The sequence below is a fragment of the Streptomyces albidoflavus genome (assembly GCF_000719955.1).
Taxonomy (GTDB): Bacteria; Actinomycetota; Actinomycetes; order Streptomycetales; family Streptomycetaceae; genus Streptomyces; species Streptomyces albidoflavus.
This window is the reverse complement of the sequence record NZ_JOII01000008.1, coordinates 70231-86605: the sequence shown is the minus strand read 5'-3', so window position 1 is coordinate 86605 and position 16375 is coordinate 70231. Positions and strand designations below refer to the sequence as shown.

Here is a 16375-nt window from a genome sequence, read left to right as displayed (position 1 = left end):
GCGCGGGCCGCGCGGGGCTCAGTCCTCGGCCGGCTCCTCGCACGCCGGGTCGGTCGGGGACGGGGACGGGCTCGGGCCAGTGCTCTCGTCCGGGTCGGGGGTGGGGCTCGGGCTCTCGCACTCCTCGGGCGGCGTGGGCGTACCCGGGTCGGTCGGGGTGCCCGGGTCCGAGGGGCCTGGTGAGGGGTCCGGGGACTCGGACGGGGGCTCGGAGGGGCCGGGCGAGGGGTCCGGGATGGTGGGCGGCTTCGGAGAGGGGGACGGCTTGCCGGGCTTGGTCGGGTCGGGCTTGGGCTTGCCAGGCCTGTCGTCGCCCGGGTCGGGGCCGACGATGATGCCGCCGTCCCCGTCGCCGTCGTCGCCGACGGGGCGGGTGGCGGGGGTCTTGCCGCCCGGGCCCGGGCTGGTGGGGACGGTGCCCTCGCCGTCGGGGACGGTGTGCACGCCGCCCCGGTAGAACTCCATCCAGTGGCGGACCAGCCGCAGGTAGTCCTGGGAGTAGTTGTAGCTGAGGATGGCGCGGTCCAGGTCGGCCGGGCGGCCGAGGTCGCGGGTGCCGGCGCAGAGGTAGTGACCGGCGGCGAGGGCCGCGTCGTGGATGTTGTTGGGGTCGCTGCGGCCGTCGCCGTTGCCGTCGGCGCCCCAGCGGGCCCAGGTGGAGGGCAGGAACTGCATCGGCCCGACCGCCCGGTCGTAGACCGTGTCCCCGTCGTGGACGCCGCCGTCGGTGTCCCGGATCAGGGCGAAGCCGTTGCCGTCGAGGGCCGGGCCGGTGATCCGGCCCCGGGTGGTGCCGTCGGCGTCGACCGCGCCGCCCCGGGCGTGCCCGGACTCCACCTTGCCGATGGCGGCGAGGAGTTCCCAGCTCAGCCGGCATCCGGGGTCGCTCCCGGCCACCCTGCGCTCGGCGTTCCGGTAGGCCCGCAGCACGGTGGCCGGGATGCCGGACTGGGCGCGGATCAGCGTGGCGGGCGGGTTGGGGCCCGGGGAGCCCTTGCCGGCCTTCGCGCCCTTCAGCGGCGGGAGTTCGGTGTGGTACGCGTCGTCGCCGGGCGGGTCGACGGCGGGCGGCGGGGCGCTGTAGGCGGCGCGTTCCTCGTCGGCCGGGGTGTCGCCGACCGCCTCGGGGAGGAGGCCGGGGGCCTGGGAGGCGGTGAGCAGGGCCATGGCGGCGACGGCCACGGCGCTGGCGCGCAGCCCCTTGCGGGTGCGCGTGGGCAGGCGTCGTGCGCGGGGTGCGGACATCGCTCTCACTCCTGTCGGTCGTGGTCCGGGGCGGGTCAGCGGCCGAAGGTGTCGAGGGAGCTGACGAGCCAGCGCCCGTCGCGCAGGACGACGTCGACGGCGAACATGGCGCCCGCGTAGACCCCTTCGTCCTGGGCCTCGTCCTTCTTCTTGCCGCCGGCGGTGCTGACGCTGCTCTGGTCGGCGTAGACGAGGACCCGGGCGCGGTCGCCGTCGACGCGTTCGACGGCGCTGTCGGTGACGGTGGTGGTGATGACGGCCTTCTGCTCGTCGGCCCGTTCGGCGACCTCGCCGAGGAGGGCGGCGTGCTGGTCGACGGCCTTGCCGGTGAGCAGGGTCCCGGCCGCGCGGTCGAAGGCGTCCGGGTCGGCGTGGTCGTAGGAGAAGAGGGCGGCGACGGCGCGGCCGGTCTGGCCCTTGATCTCGCTGGTGCGGGCGAGGTCGGTGAGGGCGGTGTTCTGCCGGGCCGGGTCGCCGGTGAGGGAGGCGGCCCGTGCGTGGGCCCAGCCGGCGAAGCCGCCGAGCAGGAGGGTGAGGAGGCAGAGCACGGCGAGGGCACCGGGGCGGCGCCGGCGGGCCGGGGCGGGCGCGGGCTCGGGCTCGGGTGCCTCCGGCTCCGGGCCGGGGGCGTTCTCCGGTTCCCCGGCCGTGCCGGCGGGCTCGGGCGGCAGCAGGGCCACGCCGGTGCGCGGCGTGGCGGCGGGCGGCTGCGGGTCGCGGGCCTGGCGGCGGCGCCGGCTGTTGATGAGGTGGCGGGTGGTCGACATGCGGGTCCTCTCCGGTGCGGGCGGCGGGCGCGGTACGGGCCGGGTCAGCCGGCCGGGGTGCCGCCCACGGGTGCCTGGCCCAGGGCGCTGAGCTTCCACCCGCCACCGGTGCGGGTGAGTTCGCCGAGCATGCGGCTGTCCTTGTCGGTCTTCTCGGCGCCGGGGGCCTTGACGGTGACGCGGAGGGCGACGAGGACCCTGGCGCGGCCGGCGCGGTCGTCCAGTTCGGTGACGGCGGCGGAGAGCACCTTGGCGGTGGTGACGGTCTTGGCGCCCTTCACCTGGGCGGTGAACTCCTCTCGTCCTTCGGCGAGTTGCTCGTGCAGTTCGCCGGTGGTGGAGGACTCCCACAGGTCCAGGCCCCGGTCGACCTCGCGGTGGTCGAGGGTGTTGAGGTTCTGCACCGCCTGCTCCCCCGCGGCGAGCGCGGCGTCGCGCTGCCCGGCGTAGGCGGCGGTGTCGTCGTGGGCGGCGGCGTACCAGGCCCAGCCGCCGCACACCGCGAAGCCGCCCGCGAGCAGGGTGAGGACGAGCGCCGCCACGAGGAGGGGGCGGGCCGTGCGGGGGGCGGCGCGGAGCTTGCTGGTCATGGGTGCTCCCGTTCTGCGGTGCGGGGTCAGCGCGTGGTGAGGTCGGTGATGCGCCAGCGGCCGTCGGTGAGCCGGGCGGTGACGGTCAGCTGGGCGGCGGCGGTGGCGGGGTCGCCCTTGGCCCGGTGCGAGGTCTGGTCGAGGAAGACCAGCAGCCGGGCCCGGTCGCCGGTCAGCTCGACGACGCCGGTCCGTACGGCCTGCGTGGTGAGGGTGAGCCGCTGCTCGGCGAGACTCTCGCGGACCTGGTCGAAGAGGTCCTCGTACTGCCGGGCGGCCTTCCCGGCGAGGACGGTGCGGGCGGAGCGTTCGGTGGCCGCCGTGCCGCCCGGGGTGTACGAGAAGATCCGCGCGAGTCCGCCGGAGACCTCGCCGCCGACCTGGGTGGTGGCCTCGGTGTCGGTGAGGGCGCGGTTCTCGGCCGAGGGGGTGGTCCGCAGCTGGTGGGCGCCGTAGAAGAAGCCGCCACCGGCGAGGACCAGGATCGCGGCGAGGGCGGCGGGGGCCCATCGGCGCCACCGGGGGCGTACGGGGCCGGTGGTGTCCGTCCCGTCGGGCCCGTCGGGAGCCTCGGCCTGTTCCCCGGTGGCGTCCGGGGTCTCCTCGGGGGCCGGCTCCGGGGTCTCGTCCGGGGCGGCGGTCTCGGCGTCGGCCTTCCTCAGCAATGGTCCCATCAGCGCTTCCCCTCGTCATCGGGGTCCTCGGCGTCCTCGGCCCCGTCCGCCTGGTCCGCGACGGGGACGGCGCTGAGGGCCCGGACCTTCCAGGTGCCGTCGTCGGTGCGGGAGAGCACGGCCTCCAGGCGTTTGCGGTCGGTGGTTCTCGCCTTGGCGCCCTCGGGGGTGACCTGGACGCGGACGGTGGCGATGAGCTTGGCGGTGCCCGCGCGGGTGTCCAGCGCGGTGACGGCGGCCTCGGTGACGGTGCCGCGCGCCGAGGCGCCCGCCTCGGCCTCGGTGCGGGCCAGTTCGGTGCGGAGCGGCCCGGTGGCGGCGTCCCGCCAGCCGCGGATGGACCGTTCGGCGCTCTCGCGGGTGGAGGCGTCGAGGGTGGAGAGGACGGCGAGCGAGTGGCGCCCGGCGTCGAGGGCCGCGTCCCGCTCGCGGCTGTGGGCGAGCCCGTCGTCGGTCCGGGCGTCGGCGTACGTCCAGGCGCCGGCGCCGCAGAACAGCGCGGCCACGGCGAGCCCCACCCGGGTGATCACCTGGCCCCGCCTCATCGCCCGCTCCCGGCGTCGGGGCCGAGCAGTCCGCTCAGGCCGGCGGGGGCGTCGCCGCGCTGACCGGGCAGGGCCAGGGCGCCGGGGAGGGCGGCCGGGGTGCCGGAGGCGGCGGCGCTGCCCGAGGGCAGGGAGCCGGGCTTGGCCGGGGTGGGGACGGGGCCGCCCTTCGGGGCGTTGCCGGAGCCGCGCACGTTCTTGCCGGAGGAGGCGGGGGCGGTGCAGGCGGCGCCGGTGTTGAGCGGCGGGGCGGTGCCGAGGTCGAGGCCGTTGCGGTAGCGGGTGCCGCCGTAGCCGGTGGTGCAGGGCAGGGGCTTGAAGAAGGTGACGGCCATGCCGAAGTTGACCTTTCCTCCGTCGACGGCGGTGGCTCCGGCGGCGACGGCGGCCGGGTACTTCACGAGCAGTTCCTCGGTGCCGCGCTGGCGGGTGACGGCCACCTCGGAGGTGGTCAGCAGGTTGGCGAGGACCACGCCGAGGCTCGGGTCGAGGTCGCGCAGGACGCCGCTGACCTGGGTGGCGGCGTCGGGGGTGACGGTGATGAGGCGGCGCAGGTCGGCGTCGGAGCTCTTGAGTTCGCGGGCGAGTTCCTCGGCGCCGGTGGCGAAGTCGCGGATGGCCTCGCCCTCCTCGGCCTGGGTGCGCAGCACGGTCTCGCCGTCCTGGATGAGGCGGGTGGTGGCGGGCAGGTTGCGGTCGGCGGCCTGGACGAAGGCGCTGCCGTTGTCCAGGAGGGCCTGGAGGTCGTCGCCGCGGCCCTCGAAGGCGAGGCCGAACTCGTCCACGACGGTGCGCAGGGAATCCAGCGGCACCGAGTTGGTGAGGTCGTTCATGCTGGTGAGGACATCGGTGACGGGCGCGGGCACCTGGGTGTCGGCCTGTTCGATGCGGGCGCCGTCGGCGAGGTAGGGGCCGCCGTCGCTCGCCGGGCGCAGGTCGATGTACTGCTCGCCGACGGCGGAGAGCGAGGCGACGACCGCCTCGGTGTCGGCGGGGATGCGCGGCGCCGACTTCTTGATCCGCAGTTCGGCGCTGACCCCGTCCCCGGTGAGGCCGATGGGTCCGACCCGGCCGACCGAGACGCCCCGGTAGGTGACGTCGGAATGGGTGAACAGGCCGCCGGTGCGGGGCAGTTGGACCGTCACCGTGTAGTGGTCGGCGACGCCGGCGAAGCGGCCGAGGTCGGCGTAGCGGATGCCGAGGAAGGAGAGGACGAGGACGGCGATGATCAGGAACGCGAGGTTCTTCAGCCGTACGGCGAGGGTGATCACCGGGTCTCACCTCCGGCGGTCGGGGTGCCGCTGCCGGCCGGGGAGCCGGTGGGCGCGGGGGCGGTGACGGAGGGCAGCGGCAGCGGGGAGCCGGAGGAGGACCCGGACGGTTTCGCGGACGGCGACCCGGACTTGGCGGGGGACTTCTTCCCGGGCGCGGGTGCCTCGCGCCGCGACTCCGCGCCGGGCTCCCCCGGGGCCGGGGGCTCGGTGGGCGTCGGCTCGCCGGGAATGAGCGGCGGGACGACGACGGTGCCGGGTGCGGCGGCGAGGTGCAGATAGGTGTTGAGGTAGTCGCCCTTGACGCCGCTGAGCACCTCGTCGGTGAACGGGTAGGTCAGCAGCACCTGGAGCGAGTCGGGCAGGTCGCTGCCGGCGTCGGCGAGGGCCTTGAGGGTGGGGGCGAGCGCCTTGAGGTCGGCGACCATGTCGTCCTTGCTGGCGTCGATGGTGGCGACGGCGACGCCGGAGAGCGTGTCCAGCGAGCGGAGCATGGCCAGCAGCGAACCCCGCTGCTTCTCCAGGGTCTTCAGGCCCGGGGAGAGGTCGGTGAGGACGGTACCGACGTCCTTCTTGCGGGTGGCGAGGGTGCTGGAGAGCCGGTTGACGCCGTCGAGGGCGTCGGTGATGGCGTCGCGGTTCTCGTCCAAGGTGGTGACCAGTGTGTTCACCCGTTTCAGCATGGAGCGGACCTCGGGTTCGCGGCCGCCGAGGGCGGCGTTGAGTTCCTGGGTGATGGTCTTGAGCTGGTTGACGCCGCCGCCGTTGAGGAGCAGCGAGAGGGCGCCGAAGACCTCCTCGACCTCGGTGTTGCGGCCGGTGCGGGCCACCGGGATGACGCTGCCGTCCCCGAGGCGCCCGGCGGCGGTCTCCTCGGCGGGGGCGACGAGCTGGACGTACTTCTCGCCGAGGAGGCTGGACTGTTCCAGGCGGGCGCCGGCGTCGGCGGGCAGCCGCACCTTGCCGTTGATCTTCATGGTGACCCGCGCCGCCCAGTCCTCGCCGCCGAGTTCGATGCGGGTGACGCGGCCGACGGCGACGTCGTTGACCTTGACCGCGGACTGCGGGACGAGGCTGAGGACGTCGTCCAGTTCGGCGGTGACCGTGTACGGGTCGGAGCCGAGGTCGGCGCCGCCGGGCAGCGGCAGGTTCTCGGTCCCCTCGAAGCTGGGCGCGGCCTCGGCGAAGGCACCGAGGGCCAGGGTGAAGCCGAGGCCGAGGGCGAGGACGCCGCCGATGCCGGCGGCGGCCGTCCTGCCGACGTGCGGGACGCGCTTCATCGCTTCGCCTCCCCGTTCCCGGCCGAGGAGCCGCCGGTGGCGGGCAGCGGGAGCAGGGGGCCGCCGCTGCTGATCTCGTTGAGGTTGGCCCGGCCGTCGAGGGTGCGGGTGTCGGGGTTGTAGGCGTTGACCACGTTCCCGGCGGCGAGCGGGGCGACGTCCAGGGCCTCGGCGAGGGAGGCGCGCTGGTCGACGAGGGCCTGGGTGATGGGGGCCAGCCGGTCGACGTTCTTCTTCAGCTCGCCCCGGTTGTCCTTGATGAACTTCTTGACCTGGCCGAGGGCCTTGCCGAGTTCCTTCAGGGCGCCGGAGAGGTCGTCCTTGTTGTCGGCGAAGAAGGTGGTGACGTCGTCCAGGCGTTCCTGGGCGGTGCGGACCTCGCCGTCCTTGTCCTTGAGCATGGTGACGAAGACCTGGAGCTGGGCGAGGGTGGTGAAGAGGTCCTCGCTGCTGCCGTCGAGGGTCCGGGCGGCCTTGCCGAACTGCTCGACCGACTCGCCGATGAGCTTGCCGTTGCCGTCGAGGTTCTTGGCTCCGGTGTCGAGGAGGCCGGAGAGGGCGCCGGAGGAGTTGGCGCCGTCGGGGCCGAGCGCGGTGGCCAGTTCCGTGATCGAGTCGTAGAGCTGGTCGATCTCGACGGGGGTGCGGTTGCGGCTCGCCGGGAGTTCGGCGCCGTCCTTCAGGGCGGGCCCCGAGGTGTAGGCGGGGGCGAGCTGGACGTAGCGGTCGGCGACGATGCTGGGGGCGACGACGACGGCGCGGGCGTCCGCGGGGAGCCGTACGCCCTCGTCGAGGGCGAGGCCGACGCGGACCTTGGTGCCCTGCGGCTCGACCGACTCGACCTCGCCGACGCGGACGCCGAGGACGCGCAGGTCGGAGCCGGCGTAGACGCCGACGGCGCGGTCGAAGTAGGCGGTGACGCGGGTGGTGCCCGCGTCCAGGAGGCGGACGGCGACGAGGCCGCCGGCGGCCAGCACCACCAGGGCGAGGGCCGCGCTGAGGATTCTTCCGCGCTGGTTCATCGGGCACCGCTCCCCTTCGCCGCCGCCTGCTGCGGCGGGAGGCATCCGGTCTTGGGCTGGGATTCCTCGGGCAGGTAGTTGCGGGGGACGACGCCGCACAGGTAGCTGTCGAGCCAGCGGCCGTTGCCGAGGGTGTTGCCGACGAGCCGGTAGTAGGGGCCGACCAGTGCGAGGGTCTTGTCCAGCTGCGTCTTGTTCTTCTCCAGGACGCCGGTGACGCGGCTGAGCGCCTTCAGGGTCGGGCCGAGCTGCTTGCTGTTGTCGTCGACCAGGCCGCCGAGTTCGGTGGAGAGTTTCCGGCTGCCCTTGAGCAGGGCGCGGATGGCGTCGCGGCGCTGCTTCAACTCGCCGAGCAGCGGCCCGCCGTCCTCGATGAGCGTCTCGAAGCTGGACTTCCTGTTCTTCAGCGTCTTGGTGAACCTGGTGCTGCCCTCCAGGAGTTCGGCGAGCTTCGCGTCCCGCTCCGAGATCGAGGCGGAGAGCGCGGAGAGGCCGGTGGCGGCGTTGCGCACGTGCGGCGGGGAGTCCTTGAAGGTGTCGGAGATCGCCTCGAAGCTCTCGGCGAGCTTGCCGGTGTCGATCTCGTCCACGGTGGAGCTGAGGTCCTGGAAGGCGCTGGTCACGTCGTACGGGGAGGTGGTGCGGGTCAGCGGGATGCGGGCGCCGGGGTCCTGGGCGCGGGCGCCGAGCGGGTCGAGGGCGAGGTACTTCTCGCCGAGCAGGGTCTTGATGGCGATGGCGGCGGTGGACCGGTCGCCGACCCAGGCGTCCTGGACCTTGAAGGTGACCTTGACCTTGGCGCCGTCCAGGGCGACGCCGGTGACCTGCCCGACCTTGACGCCGGCGACCCGCACCTCGTCGCCGTCGCCGAGCCCGGCCGCCTCGGAGAAGTCGGCGGTGTAGGTGGTGCCGCCGCCGACCAGCGGCAGCCGCTCGACGTTGTACGCGAGGGCGGCGAGCAGGGCCAGGGCGAGCAGGCCGACGAGAGCGACGGCGACGGGGCTGCGGTCCTTGACGGGCTTGATGCGGGGGCGGCGGCTCATCCCTGGCACCTCGCTTCGGTGAGGCCGATGCCGGTGGGCGGCTTCGAACCGTCGTCGGTCTCCACACCGCTCACGCGCGCCTCGCAGAGGTAGAGGTTGAACCACGACCCGTACGAGGAGACGCGGGCCAGGGCGGTCATCTTGGCGGGCGTCTTCGCCAGGAACTCCTCGATCTGCGGGGTGTGTTCGCCGAGGTTGGTGGAGAGCCTGCCGAGTTCGGCGATGTCCTTCTTGAGGGGCGCCCGGCCCTCCTGGAGGAGGTCGGCGGTGACCGTGGTGAGGTCGCCCATGGCCGCGACGGCCTGGCCGAGGGGCTTGCGGTCGCCGTTGAAGCCGCTGACAAGTTTCTGGAGGGTGGTGACGAGGTCGTCGAAGCCCGCCTCGCGGTCGTTGAGGGTGGTGAGGACGGTGTTGAGGTTGTCGATCACCTCGCCGATCACCTCGTCCTTGGCGGCGACCGTGTTGGTCAGTGAGCCGACGTGCCGGATGAGGCTGTCGACGGTGGCGCCCTCGCCCTGGAGGACCTGGACGATGGAGCCGGCCAGCTCGTTGACGTCCTTCGGGGAGAGTCCCTCGAAGAGCGGTTTGAAGCCGTTGAAGAGAAGGGTCAGGTCGAGGGCGGGAGTGGTGCGGGCGACGGGGATGGTGGCGCCGCCCTCCAGGGTCCCGGCGAGGTCGCCGCTGCCCCGGTCGAGGGAGACGTACCGCTGGCCGACCATGTTGAGGTACTTGACCGCGGCGGTGGCCGAGCGCGGCAGCGTCCGTTCCTTCTGCACCGTGAAGGTGACCTGGGCGAGGCGGCGGTCGACCACGCGGACGTCGGTGACCTCGCCGACCTTGACCCCCGAGATGCGCACGCTGTCGCCGTCGAGGAGCCCGGTGACGTCGGTGAAGAGGGCCTTGTACGTGGTGGTGCCGGTGCGGACGCCGGTGTTGGCGATGCTGAAGCCGAGGACCGTGGTGGCCAGCACGGTGACCACGAGGAAGGCCAGGGACTTCAGCACCGGCCCGGTCAGGCCGCGGCGCCGGGTGTGCGGGTTCCGGTCGGTCATTCGAGGGTCACCTCCGCGCCGCGGAACGCCGGTCCCGCCAGCAGGCTGCTCCAGTCGGGCAGGTCGCCGGGGTCCTGCCCGGCGCCGGGGGCCAGCAATTCGTTGACGAGGCCGTTCTCCTCCGGGGAGTTGGCCGGGCCCAGCTCCTGCTCCAGAGCGGCCGGGGGCTGGGCGGCGGGCTTCACCGAGGCACCGAGGTAGGGCACCGGGTAGCAGCGGGGGCCGCCCGAGGCGTCGTAGGACGGGGTGTCACGGCCCGGCTGGTAGGCGCCCCGGGAGGGGACCGTGGTGACCTCGACGGTGAGGCCCGGCCGGTCGGTGCCCTTGCCGAGCGCCTTGTCCATGGCGGGGACGAACTCGGCGAGGGTGCGCAAGGTGCAGGGGAAGGACGGGGAGTACTCGGCGAGCAGCTCCAGGGTGGGGCGGCCGGTGGCGCTGAGCCGGATGATGTTGGACCGGTTCTGCCGCAGGAAGGCGGTCAGGTCCTCGGCGGTGCGGGTGGTGGCGCCGTAGGTGGCGGCGAGCCGGCCCTCCTGCTCGGCGAGGGTGGAGCTGGTGGTGGTGAAGTCGGTGAGCGCGGTGAGGATGTCGGGGGCGGCGTCGGCGTAGACGTGGCTGACCTCGACGAGGTGGCGCAGGTCGCGGTTGAGGGCCGGCAGGTGCGGGTTGAACTTGGCCAGGTGGGTGTCGAGCGTGGTGAGGGTGTCCCCCAGCTTCTCGCCGCGCCCCTCCAGCGCCTGGGAGACGGCGGAGAGGGTGGCGGAGAGCTTCTGCGGCTGGACGGCGGTGAGCATCGGCAGGACGTTGTCGAGGACCTGCTGGAGCTCGACGGCGCTGCTGGAGCGGTCCTGGGCGATGACGGCCCCGGCGGCGAGCGCCTCGCCGCTCGGCTGCTTCGGCGGTACGAGCGCCACGAACCGCTCGCCGAAGAGCGTGGTGGGCAGCATCTGCGCCCGTACGTCGGCGGGGACGCCGGCCAGGGTGCCCGGCTTCATGGCGAGGGTGAGGCGGGCGCCGTCGCCGGTGGCGTCGATGGCGCGGACCTCGCCGACGACGACGCCGCGCAGTTTCACCTCGGCGCCCAGGTGCATCTCGTTGCCGACGGTGCCGGTCTCGACGACGACCGGCTCGGAGCGGGTGAACTGCTTGTCGTAGACGGCCACGGCCAGCCAGACCAGCAGGGCCGGGACGAGCAGGAAGACGATCCCCGCGCTTCTGCGGCGCAGCACGGCGCCGGTGTTCTCGCTCATCTCACCCCGCCACCTTCACGGTCGTGGTCGCGCCCCACAGGGCCAGCGACAGGAAGAAGTCGGTGACGCTGATCAGCACGATGGCGTTGCGCACCGACCGCCCGACGGCCACGCCGACGCCGGCCGGGCCGCCCTGGGCGCGGAAGCCGTAGTAGCAGTGGGCGAGGATCACCAGCACGCTGAAGATCAGCACTTTCAGCACCGACAGCAGGACGTCGGTCGGGGAGAGGAAGAGGTTGAAGTAGTGGTCGTAGGTGCCCCGCGACTGTCCGTTGAAGAAGACGGTGATGTAGCGGGAGGCGACGTAGCTGGAGAGCAGCCCGATCGCGTAGAGCGGGATGATGGCGACGACGCCGGCGATGATGCGGGTGGTGACGAGGTAGGGCATGGAGCGGATGCCCATGCCTTCGAGGGCGTCGACCTCCTCGTTGATGCGCATCGCGCCGAGCTGGGCGGTGAAGCCCGCGCCGACGGTGGCGGAGAGGGCGAGGCCCGCCACCAGCGGGGCGATCTCGCGGGTGTTGAAGTAGGCGGAGACGAAGCCGGTGAAGGCGGCGGTGCCGATCTGGTCGAGGGCGGCGTACCCCTGGAGGCCGACGACGGTGCCGGTGAAGAGGGTCATGGCGATCATCACGCCGACGGTGCCGCCGATGACGCCGAGTCCGCCGGAGCCGAAGGCGACCTCGGCGAGCAGGCGCTGCACCTCCTTGAGGTACCGGCGCAGCGTGCGCGGGATCGCGGCCAGGGCCTTGACGTAGAAGATGAGCTGGTCGCCGGAGCGGTCGAGCCAGGCGAGCGGGGAGGCCATGGGCGCCTCAGCCTCCCTTCGGCGGGACGATCTGGAGGTAGAGGCCCGTCATCACCATGTTGACGAAGAAGAGAAGCATGAAGGTGATGACGACCGACTGGTTGACGGCGTCGCCGACGCCCTTGGGGCCGCCGCGCGGGTTGAGACCGCGGTAGGCGGCGACGATGCCGGCGATGAACCCGAAGATCAGCGCCTTGAGTTCGCTGATGTACAGGTCGGGCAGCTGGGCGAGGGCGGAGAAGCTGGAGAGGTAGGCGCCGGGGGTGCCGCCCTGGAGGATGATGTTGAAGAAGTAGCCGCCGAGGGTGCCGACCACCGAGACCATGCCGTTGAGCAGCACCGCCACCGACATGGTGGCCAGCACCCGCGGCACCACCAGGCGCTGTACGGGCGAGACGCCCATGACCTCCATGGCGTCCAGCTCCTCGCGGATCTTGCGGGAGCCGAGGTCGGCGCAGATCGCGGAGCCGCCGGCGCCCGCGATCAGCAGGGCGACGATCAGCGGGCTGGCCTGCTGGATGACGGCGAGGACGCTGGCGCCGCCGGTGAAGGACTGGGCGCCGAGCTGCTGGGTGAGCGAGCCGACCTGGAGGGCGATGACGGCGCCGAACGGGATGGAGACCAGGGCGGCGGGCAGGATCGTGACGCTGGCGATGAACCAGAACTGCTCGACGAACTCCCGGAACTGGAACGGCCGCCGGAAGATCGCCCGGGTCACCTCGGCGGCCAGCGCGAAGAGCCGGCCGGTCTGCCGCAGCGCCCCGGTGATCACGAGCCGCTCCCGGCGCGGGGGACGGTGAGGGTGGGCGCGGCGGCGTCCTTCGCGTAGGTGTCGCGGATGGCGGTACGGGCGGCCGGGGGCAGGGTGCCCAGCAGGGAGAGGACGCGTTCGCGGCGCCGGGCGACGGCCTGGCGGGGCGGCAGGCCGGGGCTGGGCTGGAGTTGCGGGACGATGACGCGCGGGGCGTCGGGCCGGTCGCCGGCGCTGGCCGCCTCGGCGGCGAGGGTGGCGGCGTCCTTCTCCTCGGACATGCCGATGGGGCCTTCGCGACGGCCGCCGAGGAACTGGGCGACCACCGGTTCCTCGCTGGTGAGCAGTACCTCGCGGGGGCCGAAGGTGACCAGCTCGCGACGGAAGAGCATGCCCATGTTGTCGGGGACGGTGGCGGCGATGTCGAGGTTGTGGGTGACGATCAGCATCGTCGCGTCGATCTGCGCGTTGAGGTCGATGAGGAGCTGGGAGAGGTAGGCGGTGCGGACCGGGTCGAGGCCGGAGTCGGGCTCGTCGCAGAGGATGATCTGCGGGTCGAGGACGAGGGCGCGGGCGAGGCCGGCGCGCTTGCGCATGCCGCCGCTGATCTCGCCGGGCAACTTGCCCTCGGAGCCGAGGAGTCCGACGATCTCGATCCGCTCCATGACGGTCCGCCGGATCTCCGACTCCTTCCTGCGGGTGTGTTCGCGCAGCGGGAAGGCGATGTTGTCGAAGAGGGACATGGAGCCGAAGAGGGCGCCGTCCTGGAACATGAGGCCGAAGAGCTTCCGGGTCTCGTAGATGTCCCGTTCGGGGCTGTTCACCATGTCGACGCCGTTGATGAGGACCCGGCCGTGCTCGGGCTTGAGCAGTCCGACGAGCGATTTCAGGAATACGGTCTTCCCGGTACCGGAAGGGCCGAGCATGACGCTGACCTCTCCGGCGGGAAGGGTGAGCGTCACGTCCTGCCAGATGTTCTGCTTGCCAAAGGACTTGGTCAGGCCCTCGACCACCACTTCGATTCCCATTTCACCTCCAGCAAGCCTGTTTCGGGTGGGCACCGCGGACGTTTCGGGTGTGCACCGCGGGGCGCACGGTAAGTCGGCGCGCGGGGCGCGGACAATGGGTGGGGCACGACATTCCCGAGGTTTCCGTTCCTTTGTCACCCAGGTGACAAGACCGATTCCCTCTTTTGTCTCCGGGCGACAGTCAGGGCCCCGCGCCACCGGGGGGCCGGATGGGCGAGGCCCTGCTGGCGGACGCCCGCCCCGGAAGGAGGACCGAGGCCGGAAAGCGTCCGTCAGCGCGCGGGCCGGCGGACGCCGCCGGACCTGGAGTCGAGCGACGCACCGGAACGCTACGGGTCGGTAACCTCCGTCGGCAATACCAGGTCGCGAGATTGCGGAAAGAGGGAGTTCGGCCACCGGGAGTTTGTCATCCCGATGACAGGAACGAGCTCTCCCTTTGTCACCGGGAAGCGTAAAAGGAGCCTTCGGACTTCACTCCGCGCACCCGACCCCCGGCGCTGCCACATGATCGATCAGAATTGTCGACAATGCGCACCGGGCCACCAAGTGGACCGCGCCGACCACTCACCCCGGAAACAGGAATTCCCCCGCCGTAAAGAATCTTCGACCGCGCCATTGTTCGGGAAAGTTTCCCGCAAGTAACGTCTGGCCACGCGGTCGAGGACCACCGGGCCGCGGGCCGCCCCGGTCGCCTCCCACCTCCGGCGCGGCCCACCCCTTCTCTGCCGGTCAATCCACAAGGAGCGTCCCAGAGCCATGCAGAAATCCCTCAAGAAGCTCGCCCTCGTCGCCGGTGCCGCCACGGCCGCCATCGGCCTCACCGCCGGTTCCGCCTCGGCCGTCCCGTCGACCGTCTGGACGGTCACCCCGTCCCCGGCCAACTTCACGGCCACCAACAGCGGGAACATCGTGCTCAGCGTCAACGGCATCCCGATGACGTGTACGACGTCGGGCGCCTCCGGCACCATGCAGAGCGCCACCGGCAACCCGGCCACCGTGGCGAACATCAACGCCATCAACTTCGGCGCCAGCGGCTCCCCGTGCACCAGCGTCCTCGGCAACGTGGTCACCGTCGCCGTCGTGCCGTGGACGGTCGTGGCCGTGGACTACAACGCCGCGACCGGGGTCACCACGGGCCACGTCGGCAACGTCGACGCCAACGTGACCGTCGGCGCCTGCAAGTTCCGCGTCACCGGCAAGGCGAGCGGCACCTACACCAACTCCACCGGCGCCCTGGCCGTCAACAGCGTCTCCGGCGACCTGACGGTCGTCTCGGCCACCAACTGCGGCGCGGCCGTCCCGGTCGGCGCCAAGCCGACCTTCAAGGGCACGTACCTGGTCAAGCAGGCCGGCACCAGCGTGATCCCGAAGATCGTGGGCTCCAACCCGTAACAGGTCCCACGCCCCCGGTCCGTCCGGCCCCGGCCGGGCGGGCCGGGGGTGTGCCCGCAGATGTGCCCGACAGAGTCAGCCCCGAGGAGCGCCCGTGAAAGGTCCCCGTACCTCCGTCCCGAGCCTGCGCCGCAGAGGTGGCCGCCGTGCGGTCATCGCCGCGTTCGTCGTGCTGGCCGCCATGGTTCCGGCGGCGGGGACGGCGCTGGGGGCGCAGGAGGTGGAGGCCGAACTGCCGTACATGTGCGCCTTCCCGTCCGGTCCGCAGGCGGTCACGGTGCGGGTGGCCGCGCGTTTCCCCGACTCCGCCGCCAAGGGCGAGGCGATCGTGCCCGCCGAGGTGACGACCACCGTCGAACTGCCCGAGGCCGCCGTGGCGGAACTGGGCGCGGCACCAGGCGCCGAGGTACGCGCCTCGACGGAGCTGGCGGTCGCGCTCTCCCAGGGCGAGGTGCGGGCGGAGGCGTCCTGGCGCGGTACGGCACAGCCCGCGACCGTGCCGGCCGAGGGCCCGCTCGTCCTGGAGTCGGCGGGGGACGTACCTTCGGTCACGCCTGGATCGGCCGGTGAACTCCGCCTGCATGCAGGCGGTCTGGAGCTGGCCACGGAGACACAGGCCGGCTCCGCGACGCCCGACCCCGCGCAGGATTCTCCCGCACCCGTCTCGGCCTCCTGCACGCTCGGCGAGGACGCTCCGGAGGGCGGGCTGCTGGCCACCATCCCGGTGACCGGCGGAGAGACCGACGGCCCGTCCGAGGGCCCGTCGCCCTCCGAGGGGCCGTCCGCGTCCACCGGTACGGACACGGGGGAGCCAGGCAGTGCCGACGCTCCCCCCGGCCGCCTGCGTGTGGAGGCGGCCGACCCGAAGGACGCGCCGCCCTGCATCGCGGAGGAACCGACCCCGGTAACCCTGTCGGCGTACGTCACTGGTTATTCGAACGTACGGAAGCTGGACGGCGCCAACCTCATCCCCCTGTCCTGCATGATCATCGAGCAGGTCGACGCCGGGTTCCCCGGCCCCGACGACCAGTGGCTCTTCCGGCAGCCCGCCAACGTGGAGTTCTCGTACGAGGGGCGCCGCCAGACGCCTCCGGCGCGGGCGACCTTCCTGACCTACGGTTTCGTGCCCACCACGGCCACGATGGTGCTGGAGCAGACGGAGGTCATCCGTCTGGAGTCCGACTTCTACCTGGGCGATCCCGTCAAGCTCGACACCGCCATCCGCGCCTCGCTGGTCCTGCGGCTCTCCGACGTGAAGGTCAACGGCACGCCTCTGGACGTGGGCTCCGACTGCCGGACGGAGACTCCCCTGACCTCCCACGAACCGGAACCGGACAGGTTTCCTGGCCCGCACATCGTGCTGGACGGGTTCGGGCTCGCACCCTGGGGAGGACAGCCGGAGGGCTACCAGCTCACCACCGGCGGCCCCCTCACCAGCGAAGTCGACATCCCCGCGTTCACCGGCTGCGGCACCTCCGGCGGCGAGGACCTGAACCGCCTGTTCACCGCCGCCATCTCCGGGCCCGGCAACTACGTCAAGCAGATCCAGGGCCAGACGTGCATGCCGCTCGAAGCGACAAGCGAAGCGATGAAGGACTTCTGCACCCCCGACGGCCAGCCCCTCGTCATCCCCAAGCCCGAACGCTGACCCCCGCGC

At 72.6% G+C, this 16375-nt stretch carries 16 protein-coding genes; 2 read left to right on the top strand and 14 right to left on the bottom strand.

From position 1 onward, the window contains the following. Window positions 1-18: 18 nt before the first annotated feature. Genes IF45_RS0111700 through IF45_RS0111635 form a run of 14 tightly spaced genes read right to left on the bottom strand, consistent with a single transcriptional unit; the run spans window position 19 to window position 13326 of the window. Window positions 19-1245 (bottom strand): lytic transglycosylase domain-containing protein, encoded by a 1227-nt coding sequence (locus tag IF45_RS0111700; protein WP_030307215.1) that lies wholly within the window; start codon window positions 1243-1245, stop codon window positions 19-21. A 35-nt stretch (window positions 1246-1280) separates the two neighbouring features. Continuing rightward, complete coding sequence (locus IF45_RS0111695; protein ID WP_015506949.1) at window positions 1281-2012, bottom strand: hypothetical protein; 732 nt, start codon at window positions 2010-2012, stop codon at window positions 1281-1283. A gap of 44 nt (window positions 2013-2056) precedes the next feature. Next, entirely contained in the window at window positions 2057-2602 is a 546-nt protein-coding gene (locus IF45_RS0111690) for an Rv1363c family protein (protein WP_003951421.1), read from the bottom strand. Between the two features lie 26 nt (window positions 2603-2628). Beyond that, complete coding sequence (locus IF45_RS0111685; RefSeq protein WP_008410391.1) at window positions 2629-3276, bottom strand: nuclear transport factor 2 family protein; 648 nt, start codon at window positions 3274-3276, stop codon at window positions 2629-2631. Continuing rightward, complete coding sequence (locus tag IF45_RS0111680) at window positions 3276-3821, bottom strand: hypothetical protein (RefSeq protein ID WP_008410393.1); 546 nt, start codon at window positions 3819-3821, stop codon at window positions 3276-3278. The genes IF45_RS0111685 and IF45_RS0111680 overlap by 1 nt, the downstream gene beginning before the upstream one ends. Next, complete coding sequence (locus IF45_RS0111675) at window positions 3818-5092, bottom strand: MCE family protein (protein WP_003951418.1); 1275 nt, start codon at window positions 5090-5092, stop codon at window positions 3818-3820. The genes IF45_RS0111680 and IF45_RS0111675 overlap by 4 nt, the downstream gene beginning before the upstream one ends. Next, window positions 5089-6372, bottom strand: a complete 1284-nt coding sequence (locus IF45_RS0111670; protein WP_008410396.1) for an MCE family protein — start codon at window positions 6370-6372, stop codon at window positions 5089-5091. The genes IF45_RS0111675 and IF45_RS0111670 overlap by 4 nt, the downstream gene beginning before the upstream one ends. Then, window positions 6369-7394, bottom strand: coding sequence for an MCE family protein (locus tag IF45_RS0111665; protein ID WP_003951416.1), 1026 nt, complete (start codon window positions 7392-7394; stop codon window positions 6369-6371). Before IF45_RS0111665 ends, IF45_RS0111670 begins: the two co-directional genes overlap by 4 nt. Next, a complete protein-coding gene (locus tag IF45_RS0111660) occupies window positions 7391-8437 on the bottom strand; it encodes an MCE family protein (RefSeq protein WP_008410398.1) in 1047 nt (348 codons plus the stop codon). Before IF45_RS0111660 ends, IF45_RS0111665 begins: the two co-directional genes overlap by 4 nt. Next, window positions 8434-9489: an MCE family protein gene (locus tag IF45_RS0111655; protein WP_003951414.1), complete on the bottom strand. Its 1056-nt coding sequence runs from the start codon at window positions 9487-9489 to the stop codon at window positions 8434-8436. The genes IF45_RS0111660 and IF45_RS0111655 overlap by 4 nt, the downstream gene beginning before the upstream one ends. Next, window positions 9486-10739, bottom strand: coding sequence for an MCE family protein (locus IF45_RS0111650; protein ID WP_008410401.1), 1254 nt, complete (start codon window positions 10737-10739; stop codon window positions 9486-9488). Before IF45_RS0111650 ends, IF45_RS0111655 begins: the two co-directional genes overlap by 4 nt. 1 nt (window position 10740) lies before the next feature. Then, window positions 10741-11547, bottom strand: a complete 807-nt coding sequence (locus tag IF45_RS0111645; protein ID WP_003951412.1) for an MlaE family ABC transporter permease — start codon at window positions 11545-11547, stop codon at window positions 10741-10743. A 7-nt stretch (window positions 11548-11554) separates the two neighbouring features. Next, complete coding sequence (locus IF45_RS0111640; protein WP_003951411.1) at window positions 11555-12319, bottom strand: MlaE family ABC transporter permease; 765 nt, start codon at window positions 12317-12319, stop codon at window positions 11555-11557. Next, window positions 12316-13326: an ABC transporter ATP-binding protein gene (locus IF45_RS0111635; RefSeq protein ID WP_008410406.1), complete on the bottom strand. Its 1011-nt coding sequence runs from the start codon at window positions 13324-13326 to the stop codon at window positions 12316-12318. Before IF45_RS0111635 ends, IF45_RS0111640 begins: the two co-directional genes overlap by 4 nt. 756 nt (window positions 13327-14082) lie before the next feature. Here IF45_RS0111635 and IF45_RS0111630 point away from each other — a divergent pair. Together IF45_RS0111630 and IF45_RS0111625 are read left to right on the top strand one after the other, a co-directional pair. Beyond that, entirely contained in the window at window positions 14083-14718 is a 636-nt protein-coding gene (locus tag IF45_RS0111630; RefSeq protein ID WP_008410408.1) for a PraA/PraB family alkane oxidation protein activator, read from the top strand. A 94-nt stretch (window positions 14719-14812) separates the two neighbouring features. Beyond that, window positions 14813-16366: a DUF6801 domain-containing protein gene (locus IF45_RS0111625; protein ID WP_008410410.1), complete on the top strand. Its 1554-nt coding sequence runs from the start codon at window positions 14813-14815 to the stop codon at window positions 16364-16366. Window positions 16367-16375 lie beyond the last annotated feature (9 nt).

Bases quoted from the DNA above. Each gene is read 5' to 3' on its own strand.
- IF45_RS0111700 (WP_030307215.1), bottom strand. From the start codon at position 1,245: ATGTCCGCACCCCGCGCACGACGCCTGCCCACGCGCACCCGCAAGGGG.
- IF45_RS0111695 (WP_015506949.1), bottom strand. From the start codon at position 2,012: ATGTCGACCACCCGCCACCTCATCAACAGCCGGCGCCGCCGCCAGGCC.
- IF45_RS0111690 (WP_003951421.1), bottom strand. From the start codon at position 2,602: ATGACCAGCAAGCTCCGCGCCGCCCCCCGCACGGCCCGCCCCCTCCTC.
- IF45_RS0111685 (WP_008410391.1), bottom strand. From the start codon at position 3,276: ATGGGACCATTGCTGAGGAAGGCCGACGCCGAGACCGCCGCCCCGGAC.
- IF45_RS0111680 (WP_008410393.1), bottom strand. From the start codon at position 3,821: ATGAGGCGGGGCCAGGTGATCACCCGGGTGGGGCTCGCCGTGGCCGCG.
- IF45_RS0111670 (WP_008410396.1), bottom strand. From the start codon at position 6,372: ATGAAGCGCGTCCCGCACGTCGGCAGGACGGCCGCCGCCGGCATCGGC.
- IF45_RS0111665 (WP_003951416.1), bottom strand. From the start codon at position 7,394: ATGAACCAGCGCGGAAGAATCCTCAGCGCGGCCCTCGCCCTGGTGGTG.
- IF45_RS0111660 (WP_008410398.1), bottom strand. From the start codon at position 8,437: ATGAGCCGCCGCCCCCGCATCAAGCCCGTCAAGGACCGCAGCCCCGTC.
- IF45_RS0111655 (WP_003951414.1), bottom strand. From the start codon at position 9,489: ATGACCGACCGGAACCCGCACACCCGGCGCCGCGGCCTGACCGGGCCG.
- IF45_RS0111650 (WP_008410401.1), bottom strand. From the start codon at position 10,739: ATGAGCGAGAACACCGGCGCCGTGCTGCGCCGCAGAAGCGCGGGGATC.
- IF45_RS0111645 (WP_003951412.1), bottom strand. From the start codon at position 11,547: ATGGCCTCCCCGCTCGCCTGGCTCGACCGCTCCGGCGACCAGCTCATC.
- IF45_RS0111635 (WP_008410406.1), bottom strand. From the start codon at position 13,326: ATGGGAATCGAAGTGGTGGTCGAGGGCCTGACCAAGTCCTTTGGCAAG.
- IF45_RS0111630 (WP_008410408.1), top strand. From the start codon at position 14,083: ATGCAGAAATCCCTCAAGAAGCTCGCCCTCGTCGCCGGTGCCGCCACG.